Source organism: Candidatus Poriferisodalis sp., assembly GCF_965262965.1.
Taxonomy (GTDB): domain Bacteria; phylum Actinomycetota; class Acidimicrobiia; order Acidimicrobiales; family Poriferisodalaceae; genus Poriferisodalis.
Genome location: NZ_OZ253573.1, coordinates 3,077,596 through 3,099,676 on the forward strand (window position 1 = coordinate 3,077,596; position 22,081 = coordinate 3,099,676).

A 22,081-nucleotide genomic window follows, 5' to 3' on the forward strand; every position below is an offset into this window, starting at 1 on the left:
CAGATAGGTCCGGCACGTCGGCGCTAGCCGGCGGGTTGGGCTACCCGGTCGGATTTGAATTCGAAGACGTAGGGGTCGAGCGATTCCTGCGCAGCAATCCGGAACTTGTGCCAGTAGCCGCCGCCGTAGTACGCCAAGCTGCCCGGCTGCGCGTCACCGTGACCGTTGTAGTACGACAGGCAGTCACGCAGCGGCGCTGTGGTGATGTCGGCCACTCGGCAGTGCTCGGCGTACTTCGCCTCTGAATCGGGGGTGATGTCGACCACGTTGAGCGCCTTGTCACGCATCTGCGTCAGCATCCAGATGATGTAGTCGCCGTGCTGGTCGATGGCGTCAGTGAAGTTGAAGCTGCCGCCGCCGCCTTGGGGCCCAGACACGATGAACAGATTCGGGAAGCCATGGCTGTGCAGGCCCAGGAACGTCCTGGTGCCCTCGGTCTGCCACTTCTCGCTGAGCGTCATGCCGTCGCGGCCCCTGATCATGTTGAACGTTGCAGTAGCCATCCACTGGAATCCGGTGGCGTAGATCAGCACGTCCAGCGGGTATTCCACGCTGTCGTGCACCACGCCCCGCTCGTTGATCTCGCTCACGCCCATCGGCGCAGTGTCCACCAGATGCACGTGCGGCTGGTTGAACGTGGGCAGGTACTCGTCGTGGAAGGTGGGGCGCTTGCAGCCGTAGGGGTAGTAGGGCTTGAGCGCCTCGGCCGTCTTGGGGTCTTCGATGATGGCGTCCACCCGGGCCCGGATCTGCTCCATGATCCGGAAATTCGTGTTGAGCTGCTTTTGCACCAGCTCTTCGGGCGACAGCTTGCGCTCGTGCTGTTTGCGTTCCTTGAAGTCCGCCACTCGGCCGGCCAGGTAGTCGTCGTTGGCCTTGATGGCGGTACGGCCAGACGAGATGCGTGCGAACCGCTTGCGGCGGGCCCGCGCCCAACCCGGCTCCTTGCTCCACTCGGCGATCTCGTCGGGGTCGGTCGTTCGCTGGTCGCGCACGTCGATCGACGACGGCGTCCGCTGGAACACGTACAGCTCGCCGACCACCTGGGCGATCTCGGGGATCACCTGCACCGCGGTAGCGCCCGTGCCGATGATGCCGACGCGCTTGCCTTCGAGGTCGATGTTGTAGTCCCAGCGAGATGTGTGAAACGACTCGCCTTGGTACTTCGTCATGCCGTCGATGCGTGCCAGCTTCGGGCTGGTGAGGATGCCGTTGGCCAAGATGACGTAGCGGGCCTTCATGGCGTCGCCGCGGTCGGTGATCACCGTCCAGCGGCCGGTGTCCTCATCCCACTCGGTGGCGTCGACCGTCGTGTGGAACAGGCAATGGTCGTAGAAGCCGAACTTGGAGGCCATCGTCTGGCAGTACTCGAGGATCTCGAAGCCCGAAGCGAACTTCATCGACGGGATGTACCCCATCTCCTCGAGCAGCGGCAGGTAGCTGTACGACTCGACATCGCAGGCAATGCCCGGGTACCGGTTCCAGTACCAGGTCCCGCCGACATCGCCGCCCTTCTCGCAGAAGCGGACATCGGTGATACCGGCAGCGCGCAGTTTGTGCCACAGCAGCAGCCCGGCGAACCCGGCGCCGATGACCAGCACCTCGCACTCGTCGGTGAGCGCGTCGCGCTCGACCGGCGGCTCGGAGTACACGTCTTCGAGGTAGCGCTTGAACTCGCCCTCCATCGCCATGTAGTCGGCGGCGCCCCGGCGGATCTCCTTGAACTCCCGGTACTTGGCTTGCTCTTCGGCGTTGAACACAGCGCCTGGCGGAGGCGGTGGCAGCTCCTTGAGGTGCTCGTCCGCGTTGACCGAGTAGCCCTTGCCCTGGATCTTCTCCGACGCCTTCGCCGCACGCGTGTTGAAGATCTTCAAGCCGGTCTCGGGATCAATGCTGATCGCCGGCCGCGTGAACGTGTCCGTTGCCATCTCACTTTGCGCCATGAGTCCCCCGACTTCATTCGATTCAGTGCTCATGCGATGCTAAGCGAGGTACCGTTCATCGCGCCGGGGCGGTGCTGGTTCGCAGGCGTGCGGCAGGCGCCGGGCGCTGTGACAGCCTTCACGACGACATGAGACGGGACGTCGTTGCGGCCACGCTGGGGATAGGAGCCCTGGTCGGGGTGCTCACCGTCCATCTGCTCGTGTCCTCCTCGGCGGGCGGACCTGTGGCGGTGCCCGACGTGCCCGCCTACCTGAGCATCGCCCAGTGGCTCGGGAGCAACGGGCTGGCACCCGAGAACTTGGCATTTCAGCCGGGTTTCGGCTTGCTGCTGGCGCCGCTCGTGTGGGTGGCGCAGATTTCGGAACTGCCGACACAGGGCGAATCGGTGCACTACATCGCGCTGGTCGCCAACTCGATGGCCGCCACAGCGGCAGTGGCGGTTGCCGGCTGGCTTGGCTGGCGGATGTCGGGTCGCTGGTGGGTGTGCGCTGCGGGCGCGGCGATTGCGGCGATGCACCCGTCGCTGTCGAGCGCGTCCCGCATTGCGTGGTCCGAGACGCTGCTGGTACTGGCGTTGCTCGCGATCGCGGTGGCCATCGCCCGTGCTGGCTTGGCCGCAACGAGCCGTTCGAGCCAGCGTTCATGGGCGGTGGCGGGACTGGTCGCGACGCTGGCAGTCGCGCTGCATGCGCGCGCCGTCGTGTTGGTTGTCGCCGTCGTGGTGACGGCTGCGGTTACCCGAACCGGACGCCGCACGTGGCTGGGGCTGGCGGCAGGTCTGCTGGTCGGCGGCGGAACGACCGCATTGGCGCTCTCGCTGACCGGCACCTGGCCGATCGCTCGTCTCAGCGACGCCGCCGAGCTCGACCGCGGCTGGCAAACGGTGGCGACAGTGTCCGGGCAGCTCCTGGCGCTGGGCGGCGGCACCGTCGGCTTGGGGCTCGTCGGGCTGAGCATCGGCATGGTGGCGGCAGTGCGCCTGCTGCGGGGTCGCGGTGCGCCCGAGAGCCCGGTGGCGGCGGTTGCGGTCTTCGTGTCGGTGGGCGCGCTGGCGGTAGTGCTGCTGGGCGGGTGGACGCTGGTCGGCAGCGACCGCGTCGACACGGTGCTGTACGGGCGCTACGTCGATCCCTGGGCAGTGCCGCTGGCCGTCGTCGCACTCGCATGGATCTCAACGCAGCGCTCGCGCCGCCACACACACATGCTCATCACCGCAGCGGCGCTGGCGCTGGCCGCCTACGCAGCCGTGCTGGGCGTGCCCGGAATGCTCAACGGTGAACCGCGACGCATCATGACCCTGTCGCTCAGCCCAGCGTGGTCGCTCGCCGACGGTCGCCTCGCCGCGGTTGCCTCGGCCGCCGTCGTGCTTACCTTCGCAGGCATCGCGCTCATGGCCGTCGCGCTGCGACAGCCGAACGCAGCGACCGATCCGGAGTCTCAACCCGAGCCGCCGCAGGCCCGCCGTTCCGATCTCAGCCGAACGCGAATGCTCCCGTGTGCAGCCGTGGTGGCCGCAGTGCTCACGCTCGCGTCGGCGGCCACGGTGTCGAACCACCGTCACCTCGCGGGCGTCGGTGACATCGCCCGGGATCAGGTGACCGCCGCCGCCGAAGTCGCCGACGTTTTCCGTGCTGGTGGGCTGAGCTGCCTCGCCCATGACCGCACGATGGTGCCGAGCTACGCGATGTGGCTGTACCGCATGGAGCTGCCGTCGATCCGCCACGAACGGGTGAGTTTGACTTCGGGTCGTACCTCGTGCTCCGAGTTCGTCATCGCACACGATGGCCTCGACGAGCGCTGCACAAACGCCCGGCATCTTGTCGACGAGCCCGCCGGCGCATGGGCCCTGTGGTTCCTCCCGGACCGCAGGTGCGCCCTGCCCGCCGCCTAGCGCGCGCCCGTCGGCTCGGGGTTGCCGAAGTAGCGTCGCCTGATGGCGAATCGACAGCAGCAATCAGCCCGGCTGAGGTCATCGGCACCGCGGCGGATTGCTTCTGTGGCTGTTCCGATGCTCTTGTTCGGCGGTCTCGCCATCGGATTGCTGGGCTGTGCCGGCTCATCCGACGACGAGGCGTCGGCCCCCGAGGCCACGGCGGCAGCGACTGCCGAGGCCGCGTCTGCGGCGACCACCGCACCGGCTTCGACGACGACGGAGGCCATGGCGGCTCCGCTGGTGCCGCTCGAGGTCGCCCAGATTCCCGGCGATCCGAAGGACTTTTCCGTCTCGGCGTTGCGTCAGGGCGCGGATGCGCCGCTGCTGCCAGATCCGCTCATCGACCCGGCCGAAATCATCTCTGGCGGCCCGCCGCCGGACGGGATCCCGCCCATCGACTCGCCCGACTTCGAGCGTGCCTCCGAGGTGGACTGGCTGGAGCGGCAAGAAGCGGTGGTGACGATCAACCTCGGAGGCGACGCGCGGGCCTACCCCACACAGGTGATGATCTGGCACGAGATCGTCAACGACACCGTCAACGGCGAAGCCGTCACCGTCACCTACTGCCCGCTGTGCAACTCGGCAATCGGGTACTACCGGCAGCTCGACGGCCGCACGTTCACCTTCGGGACGTCAGGCCGGCTCTACAACTCGTCGCTGATCATGTACGACCGCCAGACCGAGAGCCTGTGGACCCACTTCACCGGCCAGGCCGTCGCCGGCGAGCTGACCGGCGCACAGCTTGAACTGATTCCCGTCGCGACGGTGTCGTTCGAGACTTTCGTTGCGGAGCATCCCGATGGCCTCGTGCTGTCGCGTCCTGTTGGTTCGGGGCGCTCCTATGGCTCCAACCCGTATGCCGGCTACGACGACCCCGACGGCAGTCCGATCCTGTTCTTGGGCACTCCCGATCCTCGTCTCGGCGCGCAGACGCGGGTGGTGGCCATCCGTCACGGCGGCGAAGGCGTTGCGGTGGTGCTTGACGCGCTGGCTGCCGAAGGTGTCATCGCGACCGAGGTCGGCGGCGTGACTGCGGTGGCGTTCCACCTTCCCGGGACGGCCACACCGATCCAGGATTCACAAGTGGCGTTCGGCCGAGACGTGGGCGGCACCGGCGTGTTCAACGCGACCGTCGACGGTGAGGTGCTCACGTTCAGCCGGAAAGCCGACGCTGCCAGCTCGGCCGGCATCGGAGCGTTCACTGACGATCAGACCGGCTCGACGTGGACAGTGCTGGGCCGCGCCGTCGATGGTCCGCTGGCCGGCACCCTGCTCGAACCCATCGAGCACCTCGACACGTTCTGGTTTGCCGCCGCAGCCTTCGACCCCGATATCGAGATCATCGGCGGCCCGTAGACGAGCCCGGATTCACCGCCGGATCCGGGGCAGCCAGGACCAGGGCGTCAGCGATGACTTTGCCCATATGAATTGAAGTTGCCCCCACGTTTCGGTCGTGATAGGCAGAGCCTCCCTCGACGCGGTCGGCCTTCGTGCGAAGATGATCGCGAGCTGTAGAGGCAACGGCCGACAAGAAGCCAACGCAGAGAGTTCATCCTGAAGCACATGTCTCTCACACAAGCCAGCGAAACCAGCGAGCGTATGGTTGCGGAGGGCGGCTCTGCTGGCCTGAGCGATTCTCCGCGGACCGCAGAAACTGAGCAGTCGAAGATTGTACGTCGACTTAAGTCGGCAAGTGACGTCTACGACATTGTTGAGTTCATTCGATCCACCGCTCGGATCGAGGACGAAACATGGCTGACACTTGATTTTCGCGAGCTTTGCAAGACATCGCCCGAACGAATCGATTCGCATTGGGCAGAAATCCTCTCCAACGAGTTGCTCGGAGAATTCGCTACGACGCGCCTGTCCATTCGTCCGCCTTCTCAACCACGGGGTCGTAAGGCGTTCGACCGATCAGGATTATCGTTCGCTATCAAACAACGTGCTGCCGACACCACTGACATTCATCATGGCTCTGAGGAGTCGGCTTGGCCTGCCGAGGATTGGGCGGGATATTGGTCGCCAACTGATACCAATTTCAGCCGCAGGATGTTCCCACATGCGTTAGATCCCGACGTACTGAAGGACCGCGAATTCCTCACCTTCCTGAACCCGCACTTGCATGCAAACGAGCAAGATCTAGACACGGAATTGACCGATCATCAAGCACGCGCCTGGATCGAAGGCCTCGTGAGCCACCATACGCGATCGGAGGCAGTCACTGAGGGCGGCACCAGTGCCGATCACAGCGCAGATGCTCTGATAACTGCAATCCACGACATCACTTATGAGTTGGTCTCAAACTTGCAACATGCCTTTGAGGCGCTTGAGACAACATGCAAGAGCATCCCGTTTGCCCGTAAACGATCTTATGTTCAGTTCTATGCCACTCGTGGAGGAACCAGGAGTTCGAATCGGTTACATTTCGTTGTAGCTGACATGGGGCATGGCATCGTTCGCACACTGCTGCCGAAACTCCGAGCAAACTCCGCCTACACGCATACGAGTGCACGAGATATTATCTATCGACTCGTCTCAGCTGAACTCCCAAGCTTCGGACAAGCGGCTGGCCAAGGATATGAACGAGTCGTCGATGTTGTGGATACGTTCGGAGGCGAGCTGTGGCTGACAAGCGGTTCGCTAGACGAAAACGGGCACCTTGAGGTGCTACGCGCTAGGCGCTCAGCCAAACGATCGGTGAAGCCTACGGTCGTAGATGTACAGTATGATTCCCAACTTGAATTCATGGGCACGACCGTCCATGTCGTCATCCCCCTCTGATTGCTAAAGACTGCAATCCCTCGCCGACTGGTTCACGCACGATGGAGGCAGCTGCGGAGAGGCTCACGCGAGCTTTCGTGCAATCGATGTACGCACGCCTGTCTGCGCGCGGTGTCGTACTTGAGAGTGCGCCTGCACGTCGCCCAAACTCATTGTTGTTCGTCGATCTCGACATTCAACAGTCTGTCGAGATTCCCCGAGCGCTGCAGCAACTGCGCCGTCTTTCCCCAGTAGGCCTCGGGCATGTGACAGAATTCGTGTTTCGTTGGCCGGTGACACTTCCTGCGAATGAATCTGGGGTCGACCGGGCACTGGATGAAATCGCTCGCGCGTTCAAACTCCAAAGGATTCACGCGTCTGCGGGCTTTGTGCATGCGTCAGTGGGTTCTGAACCCAGCATCGAATGGGGACGTGGCGCGCTCGCCCAACCAAGCGGTGCATCGAATGATTCGGAGGTGTTGCTCGCCTGCCGGGAAGTTGAATTGGCAAGTCTGTTGCGCAATGGAAGGGCGATGTGGACGCCGAAACACTACCACTATCGCCTTCCGAGCGGCCGACACAGTGGCACCTTCGTGCGGCTCGCCGACGCAATCCGCTCGCCGCGCGATGCCGAAGTGTTGGCGTGGTGGCTGTTGGAGCACGGAACAGATCGCCTCGGAATTCTCATTGACACTTCGACAGTAATGTCCATAGTGCTCGCTCTGCAGCGGATGCTCGCTGCCGAAGGGCATGCACTAGGTTCCGTCATTACGCTTTCGACGTATCCGGCGACGATGTCGGAATTTGCGAGGGCCATTCGCGATGCTGCGAGGGACCAATCACCCGTCCTTGCACTACTCTCAGTGAGTTCATCCGGAGCATTGCGAGACCGACTGCTCACGGCACTTGGGAACATGGAGCATTTGATTGGGCACTGCATACATTCGTCGACAAACTCGTCGTAAACCCGCACCACCTCGGTGCTTCGTTGGGCGAATTAGTTAGCAAGACGTCGATTTGGCTGTGCGAGGCTGACCCGGCATTCGCGGAGGGCGAGCACCCAGCCGATCGTTGTAGATTCTGCCAGTCCGTTGAACGCGCTCGGATTGCGCAAATCGATCCCCGTTCATTCGGTGGGCTTGTTCTCCCTGACCCTGAATTGGTGATGCCCGACATCCGCTTCGCCGACGAGGCACGTGATTTTTGGCGTTTTTGTGATGAGGCATCCGCTGTGGGGTTCGATGTGCGTGCGCATCCCTCAACCGCGGCTCACAGACCCCATGGTTTCACGATGGGAGTACGTATTGATTTTGATCCGCTGATTCGACGGGCTTTGGCACAATCTTCTGACGTCGCCAAAGCAAGTTCTCGTTTGACAGCGCGGCCCAATATTATCGAGTCTGTCGCGGAGCGGATTGGCCACTTCAGGAGCAAAGGCACGGCTGATTTCATCGGGGACGCAGATTTGGCCGTCGGTCTATCGAATGAACTAGAGCGAGCAGATGGGCAAGGCGAAAAACTTGTCCTCGAATTGATCGATGCGGTCATGCCGCAAGTGCCACTTGTGAAAGCGCACCATCTACATGGCTTTGGACAGAATGCTGAACGCGAGTTGATCAAGCAGTCAAACTGCATCTGCATTCTCGTGCTTGGAGTCGTGACTGGGACTGCTCTTAATCGTGCGTTGGCGGCAGTACAAGGTGTCCGACGGGACGCTAATCTTCCAGCCGTACGTGTTGGCGTCCTTGCTGTTCATGTGCGTCCGGAGTCTGACCGTGACCGAAGCACGATTGTCAATCCGTTCGGAAGCGCGAATTTCGTTGCTGTGTACGAGAGCCTACTGCCCTTTGAGGCTTCGCCCTTTCGAGCCGAGAAGGACTATCTTGGAGGGTTGAGCAAGGCGAGTGAGCTTACCAACTCCGAATTCTACATGAGACGGAGCGCGTTCCTTGATGGAGGAATCGTGGCTACAGATGATGAGGAGCCACTGTTTTGGGGTCTCAGTTCGGGTCTGCACTCGCAGATGCGGCCGGGCAGCTTATTTGGGGAATCGCTGAGCCCGATGCCCACTCTCGTGGCTGTGGGCTCGGCCGTGCAGAGCAAACGCTACATACATGCTGCGTCGAACGCTGTCCCGGAATGGCGTCAATTTGAGATACCGGCGATCCTGCGATCCTACTTCGATCCGCTCATCGTCTGTTCAGTGTTCCGTTGGCTGCAACCCGAAGAGTGTTGGTGGGGGCGAGATTCGCTCGACGGCAACCGGTTGATACGAGAATTGCTAAACAACTACCACGAGATGCAGGAGCAACGGCTGCTGTTGGCCGAATTGTTGCTGGCGTCTGCACTCGGCAAAGTTCCTACGAGCGCAATCGACGGCGTGATGGATTTGTCCAGACGATTCGTTGAAGACCATGGTGATTCGAGTGAGAATAACGCCTTGGTCTTCGGACTCAAGCTTCTGGAATACGAGAAGTTGTCGAGCGTCGATCCCTAATCGTTGCCCATCTGGGATTGCAGGTAGCGCTCGACGCCGATGTCGGCGATGAGGCTCTGCTGGGTCTCGACCCAGTCGAGATGTTCTTCTTCGCCAACCAGGATGTTCTCGAGCAGTTCGCGGCTGCCGGCGTCGCCCGCTTGGAGACACAGCCGGATGCCGTCGCGGTACCGCTCGATGGCCCCCTCTTCGAGCTGGCGGTCGAGTGAGAGCTGCTCGGGGACCGTCTCGCCGATCATCACGGTGCCGAGGCGCTGCACGTTGGGCAGGGCGTCGAGCATCAGGATGCGCTCCATGAGCTTTTCGGCATCGCGCATCTCGCCCATCGACTCTTCGTAATACTTGGACGCCAGCTGGCCGTATCCCCAGTTGGCGGCGATCTTCGAGGCTGCGAAGTACTGATTGATGGCCGTCAATTCGGCCGTGAGTGCTTCGTTCAAGAACTCGATGACCTCGGGTGATCCCTGCATGGCTACACCCTATGCGCCTGCTGTGACATGACCGACGCGAAATTGCGCTGGGGCATTGCGCTGGGGCATTGCGCTGGGGCGGCGCAGGCGCGAGCCAGCGCCGCTGTTACACGCCGACGGCGATGGTGTCGAAGGCGATCGAGTGCACCGATGCGTGCTCGGGGTCGATCGGGTCCACACGGCACTGGTCCAGCACAGCGCGGATCATGGCGACACAGCTGCCGCAGTCGGCGCCGGCGCCGCACGCCATGGCCACGTCGGACACCGTGTCGGCACCCTGCGCGGCGAGGTGCCGGATGGCGGCCTCGTTCGTCGCAAGACACTGGCAGACGATCATGGAATCTCAGGCCTCCGGCGGAACGCTGCAGCGTGCACCGCTCCGCGGCACACCCGACCTTGATAGCCCATGTTAGGCATTGCTAACGCCTGATGTGCAAATGCCTGTCCCGTCACGCAGACGTGCAAGTGCGGCGCTCGCGCCCGTCGGATCTCAGACGTCGGCGGTAACGAGAATGCGGGCAGCGGTGAAGGCGCTCACGCCCACCGCTCCCTCTGCCATCTCGACGGTGGCGGTGCCATCCGGCGACATCGACATGAGCGTCCCGTGCCTTCCTGGCATGAGGCCCGATGACTCCAGGAATTCGAGCTGTCCTGGCTCGAACTCGAGCTCTTCGGGGATGCGCTGCACCGTGAACGCCTCAGCCTGCCCGACGTCGGCGAGCGCCTTGACGTCGACGGGCGCGGAGTAGTCGGTTCCGGGGATCGGGTTGCCGTGCGGGCAGGTGTTGGGATCATCGAGCACATCCACGAGCGCCTTCTCGACCACCGGAGAGATCACGTGCTCCCAGCGGCCGGCTTCGTGGTGAGCATCGGCCCAGCTCAGCTTCAAGATGTCGGTGAGGAAGCGCTCTGCGAGCCGATGGCGGCGAACCACCGTGGTGGCGATCTCGCTGCCGTCGGCAGTCAGGCTGATACGGGCGTCATCGTTGACGGTGACGAGGCCCTCGCGCTGCATCCGGCGAATCATCTCTGACACAGCAGGGCGCGACACGTCGAGCCGTTCGGCGATGCGCGCCTGAATGACGTCGACACCGTCCTCGGCCAGCTCGTACACCGTCTCGGAGTACTCCTCGAACGCCGGGTGGTATTCCACCGGCTTGTACACCATGAACGCCACCATAGCGGTGGCCCGGCGGGTCCCTGCACCCCCTTTACTGCCTCCGGTACCACTCTGCGCGTGAGCGCTGCTGCTGCGCAGGGCAGACTTGCGTGCCGACGCCCGGGGCGGCAAGGCGACCGAACGGAGCACGCGATGGATCTGAAGCTGGCTGGCAAGAACGTCCTGGTTACCGGCGCCGGGCAGGGCCTGGGTCAAGCCATCGCCGATGCATTTGCCACCGAGGGCGCAAACGTCGCGTTTGCGTACAACGCCTCCAGCGAGGGCGCTGAGAAGAGTGCGGCCGCGGCTCGTGAGGCGGGTCGGGCTGCGCTTGCGCTGCGCTGCGACGTCACCAGCCAGGACGATGTCGAGCGGATGGTCGCCGAGACCGTCGCCGAGTTCGGCTGCATCGACATCCTCGTGAACAACGCGGCCTACACCGAAACCGGCCCATTCCTCGACATCGACCCCGACGACCTCCAGCGCATGGCAGACGTGACGGTCATGGGCACGTTGCGAGTCACCCAAGCTGTCGTGCGCCACATGGTCGATGCGGGCGTGGCGGGCTCGATCGTGTCGCTCATGGGCGACTCGGGCCGGGTGGGGGAGAGCCGACTGGCAGGGGTGGCCACCACTCGGGCGTCGACAATGGGCCTCATGAAGTCGGTGGCCAAGGAGTTCGGGCGCAACGGCATCCGAGCCAACACCGTGTCGCTGGGCCTGGTGCGTTCGGAGCGGTTCGCCCATCACACCGGCAACGCCGACGACGAACGCATGGCCCGCATCGCCAAGATGTACCCGCTGCGCCGGGTGGGCGTCCCTGCTGATGTGCCGCCCATGGTGCTGCTGCTGGCGTCGCCGCTGTCGGGCTGGACCACCGGCCAGACCGTGTCGGTCAACGGCGGCTACTCGATGGTCTGATCGGTGTCGCAACTCGACGAGTCATTCCGGCTCGATGAGATGGTCCCGACGAGGGGGGCCCCGTTCGGCCAGTCGGTCCCGCGGCGTGAGGACGCCCGGCTGCTGCGGGGCCGAGGTCGCTACATCGCGAATGTCCGCTACGACGGGCAGCTCGCTGTCGCGTTCGTGCGCAGCCCGGTCGCGCACGCTCGCATCGTGGGCATCGACACCTCAGCGGCGCTCGATGCCTTCGGTGTGATTGATGTCGCGACTGGCAGCGACCCGGACTTCGCCCCCATGGCGCTGGTGGCCGAATCTGCGTTGCGAACTCACGTGGCAACGCCGCAGCCGGTGCTGGCGGCAGACAAGGTCCGCTACCAGGGAGAGGCGGTGGCCGCCGTCGTTGCCACGAGCGCTGCGCTGGCCGCCGATGCCGCCGAGCTGGTCGACGTCACCTACGCAGAGCTGACCTGCCATGTCGACGCTGTCGCTGCGGCCGCCGATCCGGCCGATCCAGTGCACGACCTTGCACCCGACAATCTCATCGTCACGCGACTGTTCGACGCCGGCGATGTCGACACCGCACTCGCCGCCGCCAACTTGGTCATCGAGCGGGAGTACCGCACGAACCGCCACGGCGGGGCACCGATGGAAGGCCGCGGCGCGGTGGCGCTGTGGAACCGCGAACGAACCAAGCTGACGCTGCATGCGACCTCACAGGTCCCGCACCTGCACCGCAACGGACTTGCAAAGGTGCTGGGCGTCCCCGACAGCGCCGTGCGATTGCTGGTCGGCGATGTGGGCGGCGGCTTCGGCATCAAGGCGGTGCTGTATCCCGAAGATGCCGTGATCGCGCAGCTGGCTCGACGGCTGGGCCGCCCAGTCGGCTGGATCGAGACCCGCTCGGAACACATGCTCACAGCGCTGCACGCTCGCGATCACCACTACATCGTGCGGGCGGGCTTCGATGCTGACGGGACGCTCATCGCCGTCGACGCGGTGCTGCACGCCAACGTGGGCGCCTACAGCGCGCCGCCGTGGACTGCGGGCATTGAGCCGCTCATGGCAGGCGGGCTGCTGACCGGGCCGTACAAGCTGGGCCATTACCGCTGCAACGTGCTGGGTGTCGCGACCAACACCACGCCGACGGGTCCGTACCGGGGCGTGGCGCGGCCCGCCACCGTGTTCGTCATGGAACGTCTCCTCGACGATGCCGCGGCGACGTTGGGCCTCGACCCGCTCGACATCCGCCGCCGCAATCTGGTGGCGCCCGACGACCTGCCGTACACCGCGCCCACACGCCTGGTGCACGACTCGCGCACCTACCTCGACTGCCTCGAAGGAGTTGTCGAACGCGTGGGTTACGACGACTTCCGCGCTCTGCAGCGGGCGTCAACGGCACCAGGCGGTGACGGTCGGCTGCTCGGCATCGGCTTCGCTTGCTACAACGAGTTGACCGGACTCGGCCAGAAGGCCTCGGCGGGGCCGAGGCTGCCGTTCCGAACCGGCCACGAGTCGGCCAGCGTGCGCATCGACCCCACCGGCGCGGTCACCGCGGCGATGGGCGTGACCTCACAAGGCCAAGGTCTCGAAACCACGATGGCGCAGGTGGTGGCAGCCGAACTGGGCGTCGACATCGATCAGGTGACCGTCGAGATGGGCGACACCGACCGGATCTCCTTCGGGCTCGGCGCTTTCGCCAGTCGCCAGGGAGTCATCGGCTCGGGAGCGGCGACGCTCGCCGCACGCACGGTGCGAGCCAAAGTGCTGACCATCGCCGCGCACCTGCTCGAAGCCGAGCCAGAGTGGCTGACCATCGACGACGGCTTCATCCACACCGCCGACGCCCCGGCAGTGGGGGTCTCGCTGGCCACCGTCGCCGCTGTCGCCTACTTCGAGCCGCAGCGCCTGCCCCCGGGTGCCGAGCCGGGCCTCGAATCCACCCGTTTCTACGATCCGATCACCGGAACGTTTGCCGCCGGCGCTCAGGCCGCCATCGTCGAGGTGGACCCGGGCACTGGTGAAGTGGATGTGCAGCGGATCGTGTGCGTGGAGGACACCGGGCGTGCGATCAACCCGATGATCGTGGACGGCCAGGTGCAGGGCGCCATTGTCCAAGGCGTCGGCGGGGCGCTCTATGAGCACTTTGTGTACGACAGAAACGGGCAGCTGCTGTCGGGCACGTTCATGGACTATCTGGCGATCTCGGCGGACTGCGTGCCGCCGATCGAGCTCGGCCACATTGCCGATCCCGCCCACAACCTCAACGGCATCCGCGGCGTCGGAGAGGGCGGCACGCTCGGCCCGTACGCGGCCATCGCGAACGCGGTCTGCGACGCGCTCGCCCCCTACGGCATCACCATCGACGACCTGCCCCTCAGCCCCTCCCGCGTCCACGCCGCGCTCGCCGCCGCGCGCCGGTAGCCACTGGGTGCCGGCGGCCGTTCGGCGTCGGTGGCTGCTGCGCCAACGCGTCGCCTATTTTGGATTGCGGCCGTGCTTACGCCGGGGACCCAGAGCCGAGGTAGGCATCCACGACAGCCTCGTTGACCCGGATCTCCGCCGGAGTGCCCTGCGCGATGATCTGGCCGAAGTCGAGCACGTAGATGTAGTCACAGACTTCCAGAACGAGGCCCATGTCGTGGTCAATCAACAGGATCGAAACGCCTCCGGACGCCACGTCGGTCAGCCGACGACCCAGCGCCCGGCTCTCGGCGTTGGTCAGGCCCGCAGCCGGCTCATCGGCCAGCACGACCCGGGGGGAGCAAGCCAGCGCGCGTGCGACGCCCACGAGCTTCTGACGGCCGAGCGACAGATTGTGGGGCCGCACCTCCGCATCGTCGGTAAGACCCACCAACGCCAGCGCAGCATCAACACGCGACAGGTCCGATGGCCGCGACGGCACCACCATGTCGGCCAGCACGGAACGGATCGAAGCCCGCTCATCGGCGACCTGAACGTTCTCGCGCACCGACAAGTCGCCGAACAATTCCACCGACTGCCAGGTTCGCGTCAGGCCGAGTTGCGCCCGATGGTGCGGTGCCTCGCTCGCCAGCTCGCGGTCGACGAACGTGATACGGCCCCGCGACGGAACGAAACCAGTCAGCGCGTCGATGATCGTTGTCTTGCCGGCACCGTTGGGCCCGATCAGCCCGACGATCTCGCCTTCGCGTAGACGCAGTGATACTGCGTCGACTGCCCTGAGACCGCCGAAACGCACCGAGAGACTTTCGACATTGAGCACCGCCGGCGCTGTATCGAAACTCGGCCGGCGCACCGGGCGCTCCTCGATGGCAAGCCCAGCGGGAACGGGGCTTTCACCCGACCCCGTGCCGGCGTCAGGCAACTCGGCGGTGCTGCGGCTGCCCTCCCGAGCAGCTGCCACGGCGCGCCGCGCGGCGCGCATGGCCCGCAGCTTCGCAAGGTTCGCCCGGTAGGCGCCAGCGACGCCCTCGGGAAAGAAGATGGCGGTCAGCACCAGCCCGGTACCTGCCAGGAACTGGTACCACCGCCCCAAGGATGCTGCGCGGTCGGCCACGACGTAGCCGATGCCCAAGGGGGCGAAGGCCCCCGCAATGATCGCCCCGGCGACGCTGGTGATACCGCACAGGTAGGCGAGTGCCAGAAAGCTCAGGCCGATGAGCACGGCGAAGCTCTCCGCGGACAGCTGGCCGCGGCTGTAGCCGATGAACGAACCACCCACGCCAGCGAGGAACGAGGCGATGCCGAACGCCAGCAGCTTGGTCTTGGCAACCGAGATCCCGACCGACGCGCCGGCTCGCTCGTTGGATCGCACGGCCAGAAATCGGCGCCCGGTCGCACTGCGGGCCAGGTTCCCAACCGCGATTGCGCACACGGTCACCACGATGAGCACGAGGATCCCGAACTCCACACGGGCGAGGTTTCGACCTTCGCGCACTCCGAGGTTCATCCCGAACAGGGTCGGATCCGAAATGGGATTGCCGAACATGCCGGTGATGGAGGGATTGCGGAAGACGAACTCTTCGAGCGCGACGGCACCAGACAGCGTGACGACCGCCAGCTGCGCCCCCCGAATGCGCAGAGCCGGGATCCCGACCAAGACACCGAAGACGGTCGCCAACAGCGCCGCCAAGAGCGGCGAGATGGGAAACGGGATGCCCATCGAGTCGCCCAGCTTGCTGAGCGCGAAGCCGGCAGCCCCCGCAATCGCCGCTTGTGCCAGCGAGATCTGCCCGACCAATCCCGTCAGCACCACCAGTGACAACATGACGATGGTCATGATCATGCTGGTGATGACACCCAAGCGGTAGCTGCCTTGGGTCACGACAGTCAACACACCCGTCGCCAGCACTACTGCCGCAATGACTGCCGGGCGCATCTTGGGCCGGATCACCTCTGGCAAGGCGTCGGGCTCGACCGCACCCCGGGTGGGCAGCGATTCGCCCAACCCGAACAGCGCAATCACGATGACTCCGAACGGCAGCGCGTGGGACAACCCCGTGATCGCCCAGTCGGGCCACCACGGATTCGTCGTCTGGTAGACGATGATGGACTGGAACACGCCGAGGCCCAGCGCGGCCGTCACCGTGACGCCGATCGACGACAGACGGCCGATGACAGCTGCGGCCAGAGCAGGCACGATGGCCAGCACGTAGGTCAGGGGATTCAGGGTCACTATCGGCGACGTCAAGATGATGAGGAATCCGATGACCGTGCCTGACAGCACCCACGTCGAGCCGGCGAGGACTTGCGGCGAGTAGCGGGCGAGGCTGATGGCTCGCTCGTTCTCGGCGGAAGCTCTCGTGGCGAGCCCCAGGCGTGTGAAGCGAAACCACGCCCATACCGCCACCGCCGTCACCAGCACGACGGCGGTCAGCCACAGGCGATCGCGAGAGAAGCTGATGCCAGCGAAGCTGACGGGCTCGGACGGCAAGATCGGGCTGACGACGCGGGCTGAGCTCGTGAAGTGCATCACGATCAGGGCTTGGATCACCAACAGCACGCCGACTGACGCCACGACACGCGCCAGGATCGGGGCGCGTCGCAGTGGCCGGAAGACGAGAAAATGCACCATCAGGCCGACGAGGCTGCACGACAGCACGGCAAGCACGATGGCCGTCGCGAACGGCACCGTACCCGAACCGCCGCCGAGGCTGACGCGGTGTCGAACGATGACCACCGGCAGCACGAGATCGCCGGTGTCGCTCAGCTCATCGAAGACGTACGCCCCCCACATCGCCATCGCACCAGTGGCGAAGTTGATGATGCCGGTGCCCCGGTACGTGATGACCACGCCCATCGACAACGCCGCATAGATACTGCCGAATCCGAGCCCGACGATTGCGAAGAGGAGGTACTGTTGCACGTCTGTCGGGCCGGCCCCTCATGTCTGGATGTGTTCTGCGTAGTGGCAGCTCGCGTTTAGAAGCCGCTGTACTCGAAGGCATCGAAGAAGCCGTCGCCGACCGGCACTCGACCGAGCGTGCCGTCGTCGCGCTCGATGATTTGCCAGACCATGATCTCTGAGCCGCAATGCGAGGATTCCGCCGGCCATGGCGCTTCGCCACAACGCAAGTTGGGCCCGAGCCAGCCGGGAGTCTCGCCCGCGTTGGCAAATGCCGCCGTGACCGATTCGGCCGTGATCGGGCCTTCGATCATCTCCAGGATGAACTCCATCTCGCGCCATGCCGAATACGGGGCGATTGCGAAGCCGTCGGCGTGGCCGCCGTAGCCCGCGGCTTCCATTTCCTGCCGGAACGCCGCGAGACGTTCCTGGATCTCGGGCGGTGCGAATTCCGCGATGGAAGGGATCCACAGATCGCCTTGGGTGTAGGTGCCCACTGCGGCGGGGCCCAGGAGATTGATGTAGGCGGTGCATGAGCCGGCGAAGATCGGCTTGTCGAAGCCGCTAGCGGCGGCTGCAGCGATCATGCCGATGCAGCCGAACTCATCCAGTTGCCCCATGACGCCTTCGACCCCTGCTGACTGCACTGCGGCGATTGCTGCGGTCCAGTCGGGAGCAGCGGCATCGACCACGACGCGCTCCATGGTGATCCCGTTGTGCCTGAGCACGGGCGCGATGATGTTGTCCAGGAAGTCCAAGCCGGTGGGCGAGTCCTGGGAGATCACTGCGATGTGGTCGATGCCGAGTTCGGCGAACGTCTTGGCCGGGCCGACGGCGTATGCACCAGACGCCGCGTGCAGCAGGAAGGCGCCAGGACTGTTCCGCTCGGTGGGGCCCCACGAGTTGGACGAGATGTAGGGAATGCCGGCGTCGAGCCACAGGTGGATCGCTGCTTCTGACGCAAGTTCGAGTCCCATGTAGGCCAGAACGACGTCTTCCTCGATGAGCTTGACGGCGCAGTTGATGGCGCCTTCGGGAGTGGTGTCGGACAAGCAGACGACCGGCTCGATCATCGCCCCGTGGATGCCGCCCGACGCGTTGATGGTCGCGATGGCCACCTCGCCGCCGGTGCGCAATTCGGGCAGCGAAATCACGCCTCCCTCATTGTTGACGTAGCCGACCCTGATGACCTCGCCAGTGCGGTCGATAGCGGTCGTGCCGTCGCCCGCCGCGTCGCCTGTCGTGTCGCCGCCGTCTCCTGTCGTGCCGTCATCGCCGTCGGGATCGTCATCTGTCACGGTGACAGCGTCCGTCGTGTCGGGAGCCTCCTCGGCAACGGTCGGGGCTGATGGTTCGCCATCGGCGCCGTCGTCCGAGCCGCCGCATGCGGCAGCGACGAGGCCGAACGCGCACAAGAGTGCCAGCCATGGAAGCAGTCGAGGTTTCATAACGTTCTCGACGCTACTCGTGGTCAAGCGTTCGCTCGCCGAGGTAGCTGGCTTCGAGTACTTCGGGTCGTTGTGCCAATTCGGTGGCGGTGCCTGACAGCGCCAACTCGCCATGGTTCAGCACGTACGCCCGGTCGGTGATGGCAAGCGCCGCGTGCACGTGTTGCTCCACCAGCAGCACCGCAGCCCTGGTCTCGTCTGCGATGCGCCGCACGACAGGCAACAAGCGCTCCACGATGATCGGCGCCAAGCCGAGGCTCATCTCATCCACCATCAAGAGCTTGGGATCGGCGATGAGCTTGCAACCCAGTGCCAGCATCTGCTGCTCGCCACCCGAGAGCAGTCCCGTCCGGCGGTCGAGCAGCTCGCCCAAGGCCGGGAACCAGCCGATCACGTCAGCCTCGCTGACTTCGCTGCGACGGTGGCGGTGCAAGCGCAGGTTCTCTGCCACGCTGAGCTGGAAGAAGATGCCCCGATCTTCGGGCAGCAACGCGGCGCCCCTGCGGGCCACCTGATGTGCGCTGGCACCGTCGAGAGGCGTGCCCAGCACATCGATCTCGCCGTCGATGGGCTTGAGAATCCCTGCAATCGTCAGCAGCGTGGTGGTCTTGCCCGCGCCGTTGGGTCCCAGCAGCGCCACGACTTCGCCGGGATGGACGTGCAGGGACAGGTCGCGCACGGCCGGCACGCCACCCCAACCGGCAACCAGGTTCCGGACGTCCAGCGCAGGCGCCGTGGCGGCGCTGGCGTTCGGGGCCGGGGCTTCCCTTGGGTTCATGCGATTGGGTTCATGCGAGCGGGCTCATGTGTGGATCTCGGAACCAAGGTAGGCGTCGATGACGGCTTCGTTGGCACGAATGTCCGCCGGGGTGCCCTGCGCGATGATCTGGCCGAAGTCGAGTACGTAGATGTAGTCGCAGACTTCCAGCACGAGGCCCATGTCGTGGTCGATCAGCAGAATCGACACACCGCCCGCGGCGATGTCGACGATCTCTCGGCCCAGCGTCCGGCTCTCGGCGGTGTCGAGACCGGCTGCGGGCTCATCGGCCAGCATCACTCGGGGGAATCCGGCCAGTGCCCGGGCCACGCCGACCAGCTTCTGGCGGCCCAGCGGCAGGTCGCCCGGCCGGGCGTCGGCGTCGTCGGAGAGTCCCAAGAGCTCCAGTGCAGCATCCACACGGGACAGATCCGCTGGGCGCGCCGGTACCACCATGTCAGCGAGGACGGACCGGATCGAGGCTCGTTCGTCCGCGACTTGCACGTTCTCGCGCACCGAGAGATCCCCGAACAGCTCCAACGACTGCCACGTGCGCGACAGACCCATGCGCGCCCGCTGGTACGGCAGCTCTGAGGTGAGCTCGGTTCCGCAGAACTCGATCCGCCCTTCAGAGGGAATAAAGCCCGTCAGCGCGTCGACCATCGTGGTCTTGCCGGCGCCGTTCGGCCCGATCAGCCCGACAATTTGGCCTTCACGGACCTGCAGCGACGCTTCATCGACTGCCTTCAGACCGCCATAGCGGACCGTCAGGCGGTCAATAATGAGCACATTGGGCGCATCGTCGAAGCTCGGCCGATCTCGTGCCGCAAGGGCGGGAATGGCCCGGGGAGCCGAAGCGGTGTGTTCAGCGCTGCTCGAAGGAGACGCGTCTGGGCCATCTGCCCCAGCGGCCTTCGCGGCTGCTCGAGCGGCGAGCACCGCTTTCAGCTTGTCGAAGTTCTTGCGGTTGGCGCCTGCGATCCCCTCAGGGTTGAAGATTGCCGTGAGCACCAGGCCGATGCCCGCGAGGAGTTGGTATGCCGCTCCTAGGTCGAAGGCGCGGTCGAAGATCACGAAACCGAGGCCCAGGGGCGCGAAGGTCCCCGCAACGATTGCTCCTGAGACGGTGGTGATCCCGCCCAGATAGGCGAACGCCAAGAAGCTCAGCCCGACCAGCACGGAGAAGCTGTCCGCCGAGAGCTGCCCGCGGCTGTACCCGATGAACGCGCCGCCCACCCCGGCCAGGAACGAGGCGATGCCGAACGCCAGCAGCTTGGTGTTCGCAATCGAGATGCCCACCGATGCGCCAGCACGCTCGTTCGATCTGACCGCCAGGAATCGTCGACCGGTCGCGCTGCGCGCCAGGTTCCCGACGAGGATCGCGCAGACCGTCACGACGATCAGCACCAGGAAGGCGAACTCGACGCGTGCGATGGTGCGTCCCTCGCGCACACCCATGTCGAAGCCGAACAGTGTCGGATCCGAGATTGGATTCCCGGCTGCTTCGGCCAACCTGGCGTTGCGGAAGATGAACTTCTCGAGCGCTACAGCCCCGGCCAGGGTGACGACAGCCAACTGAGCACCGCGGATGCGCAGTGCCGGGATGCCGACCAGCACGCCGAAGACCGTCGCCACCAGTGCTGCCAGCAGCGGCGAGATCGGGAACGGGATGCCCGCGGCATCGCCGAGCTTGCTGAGCGCGAATCCAGCGGTGCCGGCGATGCCGGCCTGTGCCAGCGAGATCTGCCCGACCAAACCGGTGAGCACCACCAGCGACAGCATGATGATCGTCACGATCATGCTGGTGATGACCCCGTAGCGATAGCTGCCTGAGGTCAGCGTGGCCAACACACCGGCGCCAATCACCACTGGCACGATCACCGCAGGACGCATCTTCGGCCGGTACACCTCGGGCAGCGGGTCCGACTCGACTGCCCCGCGGCTCGGCAACGAATCACCGACCACGAAGAGCGCGATGACGATGACCACGAACGGCACTGCGTCGCCAAGTCCGGTCACTGCCCAGTCGGGCCACCACGACTTGGTGGTCTGGAACACCACGATCGATTGGACGACCCCCAAGCCCAGCGCTGCGGCGACCGTGATCGCGATCGACGAGAGCCGCCCGACGAGCGCAGCAGCCAGCGCCGGCACGATGGCGAGCACGTAGGTCAGCGGATTCAGGATCACCGTCGGGGCGGTCAAGATCACAATGAAGCCGACAACTGTGCCCGACAGCACCCAAGTGGAGCCGGCGAGGACCTGCGGCGAGTAGCGGGCCAGGCTGATGGCTCGTTCATTCTCCGCGGAGGCTCTCGTGGCGAGGCCCAATCGTGTGAATCGGAACCACGCCCACAATGCGACTGCGATCACCACAACGATGGCGGTGATCCACAGGCGGTCGCGTGAGAAGTTGATGCCGGCGAGACTGACGGGCTCATTGGGCAGGATCGGGGCGACCGCTCGAGGTGTGCTGGAGAACTGCATCACGATCAGCGCCTGGATCGCCAGCAGCACGCCGACCGATGCCACGACGCGCGCCAAGATCGGCGCTCGCCGCAACGGCCTGAACACCAAGATATGCACCATCAGCCCGATGAGGCTGCACGACAGCACGGCCAGCACCATCGCCAGTGCGAACGGCACCGAGCCCAAGCCGTCACCGAGGCTCACGCTGTGGGGGATGATGACCACGGGGAACACAAGATCCCCAGTGCGGTTCAGCTCATCGAAGACGTAGGCGCCCCACATCGCCATCGCGCCAGTGGCGAAATTGATGATGCCGGTGCCGCGGTAGGTGATGACCACGCCCATCGAGATGGCCGCGTAGATGGAGCCGAAACCGAGCCCGACGATGGCGAACAGGAGGTATTGCTGCACGTCGCGA

Annotated in this window: 15 protein-coding genes; 7 read left to right on the forward strand and 8 right to left on the reverse strand. The window is 65.0% G+C overall.

The annotated features are described in order from the left end of the window. Positions 1 to 23: 23 nt before the first annotated feature. Positions 24 to 1,976: a flavin-containing monooxygenase gene (locus tag ACQY5K_RS14870; protein WP_428116726.1), complete on the reverse strand. Its 1,953-nt coding sequence runs from the start codon at positions 1,974 to 1,976 to the stop codon at positions 24 to 26. Between the two features lie 95 nt (positions 1,977 to 2,071). Between ACQY5K_RS14870 and ACQY5K_RS14875 the strand changes: the two genes are divergently transcribed. The 5 genes from ACQY5K_RS14875 to ACQY5K_RS14895 all read left to right on the forward strand — a co-directional run bounded on the left by ACQY5K_RS14875 (position 2,072) and on the right by ACQY5K_RS14895 (position 9,134). Then, positions 2,072 to 3,835, forward strand: coding sequence for a hypothetical protein (locus ACQY5K_RS14875; protein ID WP_428116728.1), 1,764 nt, complete (start codon positions 2,072 to 2,074; stop codon positions 3,833 to 3,835). Positions 3,836 to 3,940: 105 nt separating this feature from the next. After that, positions 3,941 to 5,233, forward strand: a complete 1,293-nt coding sequence (locus ACQY5K_RS14880) for a DUF3179 domain-containing protein (protein WP_428116731.1) — start codon at positions 3,941 to 3,943, stop codon at positions 5,231 to 5,233. Positions 5,234 to 5,440: 207 nt separating this feature from the next. Next, a complete protein-coding gene (locus tag ACQY5K_RS14885; protein WP_428116734.1) occupies positions 5,441 to 6,658 on the forward strand; it encodes a hypothetical protein in 1,218 nt (405 codons plus the stop codon). A 41-nt stretch (positions 6,659 to 6,699) separates the two neighbouring features. After that, positions 6,700 to 7,602, forward strand: a complete 903-nt coding sequence (locus tag ACQY5K_RS14890; protein WP_428116736.1) for a hypothetical protein — start codon at positions 6,700 to 6,702, stop codon at positions 7,600 to 7,602. Between the two features lie 197 nt (positions 7,603 to 7,799). After that, on the forward strand, positions 7,800 to 9,134 hold the full coding sequence (locus ACQY5K_RS14895; protein ID WP_428116739.1) for a hypothetical protein: 1,335 nt from the start codon (positions 7,800 to 7,802) through the stop codon (positions 9,132 to 9,134). Here ACQY5K_RS14895 and bfr read toward each other — a convergent pair. The 3 genes from bfr to ACQY5K_RS14910 form a co-directional block, all read right to left on the reverse strand. Then, positions 9,131 to 9,604, reverse strand: a complete 474-nt coding sequence (gene bfr, locus ACQY5K_RS14900) for a bacterioferritin (protein ID WP_428116741.1) — start codon at positions 9,602 to 9,604, stop codon at positions 9,131 to 9,133. The two genes, ACQY5K_RS14895 and bfr, sit on opposite strands and share 4 nt — an antisense overlap. A gap of 106 nt (positions 9,605 to 9,710) precedes the next feature. Further along, positions 9,711 to 9,941: a (2Fe-2S)-binding protein gene (locus ACQY5K_RS14905; RefSeq protein WP_428116743.1), complete on the reverse strand. Its 231-nt coding sequence runs from the start codon at positions 9,939 to 9,941 to the stop codon at positions 9,711 to 9,713. Between the two features lie 153 nt (positions 9,942 to 10,094). Further along, entirely contained in the window at positions 10,095 to 10,772 is a 678-nt protein-coding gene (locus ACQY5K_RS14910) for a metal-dependent transcriptional regulator (RefSeq protein WP_419921133.1), read from the reverse strand. 144 nt (positions 10,773 to 10,916) lie between these two features. Here ACQY5K_RS14910 and ACQY5K_RS14915 point away from each other — a divergent pair, with 144 nt between their 5' ends. Together ACQY5K_RS14915 and ACQY5K_RS14920 are read left to right on the forward strand one after the other, a co-directional pair. Beyond that, positions 10,917 to 11,684 (forward strand): SDR family NAD(P)-dependent oxidoreductase, encoded by a 768-nt coding sequence (locus ACQY5K_RS14915; protein WP_428116747.1) that lies wholly within the window; start codon positions 10,917 to 10,919, stop codon positions 11,682 to 11,684. A 3-nt stretch (positions 11,685 to 11,687) separates the two neighbouring features. Beyond that, entirely contained in the window at positions 11,688 to 14,087 is a 2,400-nt protein-coding gene (locus ACQY5K_RS14920) for a xanthine dehydrogenase family protein molybdopterin-binding subunit (RefSeq protein ID WP_428116750.1), read from the forward strand. Positions 14,088 to 14,163: 76 nt separating this feature from the next. On the opposite strand, the gene ACQY5K_RS14925 is transcribed toward ACQY5K_RS14920, so the two are convergent. The 4 genes from ACQY5K_RS14925 to ACQY5K_RS14940 are packed head-to-tail and all read right to left on the reverse strand — an operon-like array spanning position 14,164 to position 22,074. After that, positions 14,164 to 17,010, reverse strand: a complete 2,847-nt coding sequence (locus ACQY5K_RS14925; protein ID WP_428116753.1) for an ABC transporter permease subunit — start codon at positions 17,008 to 17,010, stop codon at positions 14,164 to 14,166. Between the two features lie 56 nt (positions 17,011 to 17,066). Continuing rightward, complete coding sequence (locus ACQY5K_RS14930; RefSeq protein ID WP_428116755.1) at positions 17,067 to 18,437, reverse strand: ABC transporter substrate-binding protein; 1,371 nt, start codon at positions 18,435 to 18,437, stop codon at positions 17,067 to 17,069. 13 nt (positions 18,438 to 18,450) lie between these two features. After that, entirely contained in the window at positions 18,451 to 19,215 is a 765-nt protein-coding gene (locus ACQY5K_RS14935) for an ABC transporter ATP-binding protein (protein WP_428116757.1), read from the reverse strand. A gap of 24 nt (positions 19,216 to 19,239) precedes the next feature. Continuing rightward, complete coding sequence (locus ACQY5K_RS14940; protein WP_428116760.1) at positions 19,240 to 22,074, reverse strand: ABC transporter permease subunit; 2,835 nt, start codon at positions 22,072 to 22,074, stop codon at positions 19,240 to 19,242. Positions 22,075 to 22,081 lie beyond the last annotated feature (7 nt).